Raw genomic sequence first — 3,406 nt, 5'->3', positions numbered from 1 at the left:
GGGCGAGATTTTCGGTTTGCACGCGGTCTGATATACCGTATACGATCTGTGCTTTCAACGGAGGTTTCCGGAAAATGAGTTCGTCCAAGACCCTGTGGCGGGGCGTTTATCCCGCTGCGACCACCCAGTTTGCCCGGGATCTGTCGATCGACTTTGCAGCGACGCAGAACACGCAGAGCGCGCTGGTCGACGACGGCGTCGACGGGCTGATCCTGCTGGGCACTTGCGGCGAGAACAACTCCCTGGAGCCGGACGAGAAGCGCGCCGTGCTGCGCGGCGCGGTGGAGGCGGTGGGTGGCCGGGTGCCGCTGATCAGCGGCGTTTCGGAGTTCACCACGGCGCGCGCCGTCCAGTTCGCGCGCGATGCCGAGGCGATCGGCATGGACGCGCTGATGGTGCTGCCGTGCATGGTCTATGTGCCCAAGCCCGCGGAGCTGGTCGCGCATTTCCGCGCCGTCGCCGAGGCGACGTCGCTGCCGATCATGCTCTACAACAACCCGCCGGCCTATCGCGTCGATGTCAGCTTCGACGTGCTGGAGGCGCTGTCGGAGGTGAAGAACATCGTCGCGGTCAAGGAGAGCGCGCCGGATTCGCGTCGGTTCACCGATGTCTTCAACCGCTTCGGGGATCGCTACACGGTGATGGCCGGGCTCGACGACGTCGCCCTGGAGGGGCTGATGCTCGGGGCCAGCGGCTGGGTGTCGGGCCTGACCAGCGCCTTCCCGCGCGAGTCCGTGCGTCTCGTCGCCGCCTTCCGCGAGGGCAAGATGGACGAGGCGCTGGCGATCTATCGCTGGTTCATGCCGCTCCTGCATCTCGATGCCGAGCATGATCTCGTCCAGTCGATCAAGCTTGCCGAGGAGATTATGGGCCGGGGCAGCGAGCGCGTCCGCATGCCGCGCCTGCCGCTGACCGGCGCGCGCCGCGCCGAGGTGACGGCGTGGGTCGAGCGCTGCGCGGCGACCATGCCCAGCAAGCAAGCCGCCTGATAAGGGGGGGCCGCCCATGCGCCACACCTTCTTCTGCATCGACGGGCATACGGCCGGCAATCCGGTGCGGCTGGTCGCCGGCGGCGCGCCGCTGCTGCGCGGCGCGTCGATGGCGGAGCGGCGGCAGGATTTCATCGCCCGCTTCGACTGGATCCGCACCGGCCTCTGCTTCGAGCCGCGCGGGCACGACATGATGTCGGGCGGGTTCCTCTATCCGCCGACGCGCGACGACAGCGACGCCGGCATCCTGTTCATCGAGACCAGCGGCTGCCTGCCGATGTGCGGCCACGGCACCATCGGCATGGTCACCTTCGGGCTGGAGCATGGCCTGATCACCCCGCGCCAGCCGGGCCGGCTGCGCATCGAGGTGCCGGCCGGCATCATCGACATCGACTATCGCTGCGAAGCCGGCAAGGTGACGGCGGTGAAGATCCGCAACGTGCCGGCCTATCTGGCCGCCGAGGGGCTGGCGATCACGGTGCCGGGCTTCGGCCCGCTGTCGGTCGATGTCGCCTATGGCGGCAACTATTACGCGATCATCGAGCCGCAGGGCGCCTATGCCGGGCTCGACGACCTCGGCGCCTCGCGCATCGTCGAGCTCAGCCGCACGATCCGCGCGCTGGTGCGCAGCGCCTGTGAGCCGGTCCATCCGCTCGACGACCGCATCCGCGGCGTCAGCCATGTGCTGTGGGCCGACAAGCCCCGCAGCGCGGATGCCGACGGGCGCAACGCGGTGTTCTACGGCGAGCGCGCGATCGATCGCAGCCCATGCGGCACCGGCACCTCGGCGCGCCTCGCCCATCTCGTCGCCAAGGGGCGGCTGAAGGTCGGCGACCGCTTTGTCCATGAAAGCTATATCGGCAGCCGGTTCATCGGCCGGGTCGAGGAGGCGACGATGCTCGGCGAGACCGCCGGGATCATCCCGTCGATCGAGGGCTCGGCCATCGCCACCGGCTTCAACAGCATCTGGATTGATCGCGCAGACCCCTTTTGGGAAGGGTTTTCGGTGGTATGACGCGCAGATGAGCCTCATCATCCGAAACCTCGCCGAACAACTCGTCGATCTCCTCCGGGATCGCATCCTGTCGGGGGCCATAACCGACGACGAGCCGATCCGGCAGGATACGCTGGCCGGCGAACTGGGGGTGAGCAAGATCCCGCTCAGGGAGGCGCTCGCCCGCCTCGAGCAGGAAGGGCTGGTCCACTCCCAGGCCAATCGCGGCTATTTCGTGCGGGCGGCCAGCGCCACCGAGGCCGAAGAGGTCTATGAGCTGCGCATCAAGCTCGAGCCGCCGACCATCGCGCTGGCCGCCAGGCGCGCCACCGAGGCCGATCGCGCCTATGCGCTGGAGACGCTGGGCACGCTCTACAATGTCACGCGCGAGCATGGCGAAGGCGTCGGCGCGTTCAACCGCAAGCTGCATCGCGCGCTCTACGGGCCCAGCCAGCGGCCGGTGACGGTGAACATCCTCGACCGGCTGCAGGTCCTGTCGGAACGCTATGTCCGCAAGCATCTGGAACCGCTCGGCCGCGACGAGCGGGCCAATGACGAGCATCGCCAGCTGGTCCTGGTGTGGCTGGCCGGCGACAGCGAGCGGGTGGCGGAGCTCGCCCGCGCCCATATCGGCAAGACACTCGAAGACCTGCGGCAGCAATTTTCGGCAGGCGCATCAAACCCGGGGGGATAATATGGCAGGCGGACTGTTCGGACCGACCAAGCCCATCGAGATGGCACAGGCCGAAGCCGGGCACAGCTTGCGCGCGACATTGAGCTGGCCGCATCTGGTGGCGCTGGGCGTCGGCGCGATCGTCGGCACCGGCATCTATACCCTGACCGGCGTCGGCGCCGAGCGTGCCGGGCCGGCGGTGATCCTCGCCTTCCTCATCGCCGGCGCGGTGTGCGCGTGCGCGGCACTCGCCTATGCCGAGCTCGCCACGCTGATCCCGACCGCCGGCAGCGCCTATACCTACACCTATTCGGTGCTCGGCGAGGCGCTCGCCTGGATCGTCGGCTGGAGCCTGATCCTCGAATATTCGCTGGCCTGCTCGACCGTGGCGGTCGGCTGGGCGGGCTATCTGGTCGGCTGGATCCAGTCGGCCGGCATCACCTTGCCGGCGGTGCTGCTGTCAGGCCCGCATGGCGGCGGCATCATCAACCTGCCGGCGGTGCTGGTGGCGCTGGCGGTGGCCGGCATGCTGATGGCCGGCACGCGCGAGAGCGCCACGCTCAACATCGTGCTGGTGGTGATCAAGCTGGTCGCGCTGTCGGTGTTCGTGATCTTCGCTGCCCCCGGCTTCGATCCGGCCAACATGCACCCGTTCATGCCCTATGGCTTTGCCAGCCATGTCGAGGGCGGCGGCACCAAGGGGGTGATGGCGGCGGCCGCCATCGTGTTCTTCGCCTTTTACGGCTTCGA

The 3,406-nt window shown here is 68.2% G+C and carries 4 protein-coding genes; all 4 read left to right on the top strand.

Annotated features, from left to right (window positions below; translation table 11 throughout):
* Positions 1 to 74: 74 nt before the first annotated feature.
* Complete coding sequence (locus KOF26_RS16930) at positions 75 to 989, top strand: dihydrodipicolinate synthase family protein (protein WP_216327980.1); 915 nt, start codon at positions 75 to 77, stop codon at positions 987 to 989.
* Positions 990 to 1,005: 16 nt separating this feature from the next.
* Entirely contained in the window at positions 1,006 to 2,004 is a 999-nt protein-coding gene (locus KOF26_RS16925) for a 4-hydroxyproline epimerase (protein ID WP_216327977.1), read from the top strand.
* 7 nt (positions 2,005 to 2,011) lie between these two features.
* Complete coding sequence (locus tag KOF26_RS16920; protein ID WP_216327974.1) at positions 2,012 to 2,677, top strand: GntR family transcriptional regulator; 666 nt, start codon at positions 2,012 to 2,014, stop codon at positions 2,675 to 2,677.
* Position 2,678: 1 nt separating this feature from the next.
* Positions 2,679 to 3,406 (top strand): amino acid permease (locus KOF26_RS16915; protein WP_216327971.1); only part of this gene is annotated, 728 nt, incomplete at its 3' end.

Origin of the sequence: Sphingomonas quercus, from assembly GCF_018863195.1 — a bacterium.
GTDB lineage: Bacteria > Pseudomonadota > Alphaproteobacteria > Sphingomonadales > Sphingomonadaceae > Solisphingomonas > Solisphingomonas quercus.
Note: the sequence above shows the minus strand (reverse complement) of the source record. Positions and strands in the feature narration are given on the sequence as shown.

Bases quoted from the DNA above. Each gene is read 5' to 3' on its own strand.
- KOF26_RS16930 (WP_216327980.1), top strand. From the start codon at position 75: ATGAGTTCGTCCAAGACCCTGTGGCGGGGCGTTTATCCCGCTGCGACC.
- KOF26_RS16925 (WP_216327977.1), top strand. From the start codon at position 1,006: ATGCGCCACACCTTCTTCTGCATCGACGGGCATACGGCCGGCAATCCG.
- KOF26_RS16920 (WP_216327974.1), top strand. From the start codon at position 2,012: ATGAGCCTCATCATCCGAAACCTCGCCGAACAACTCGTCGATCTCCTC.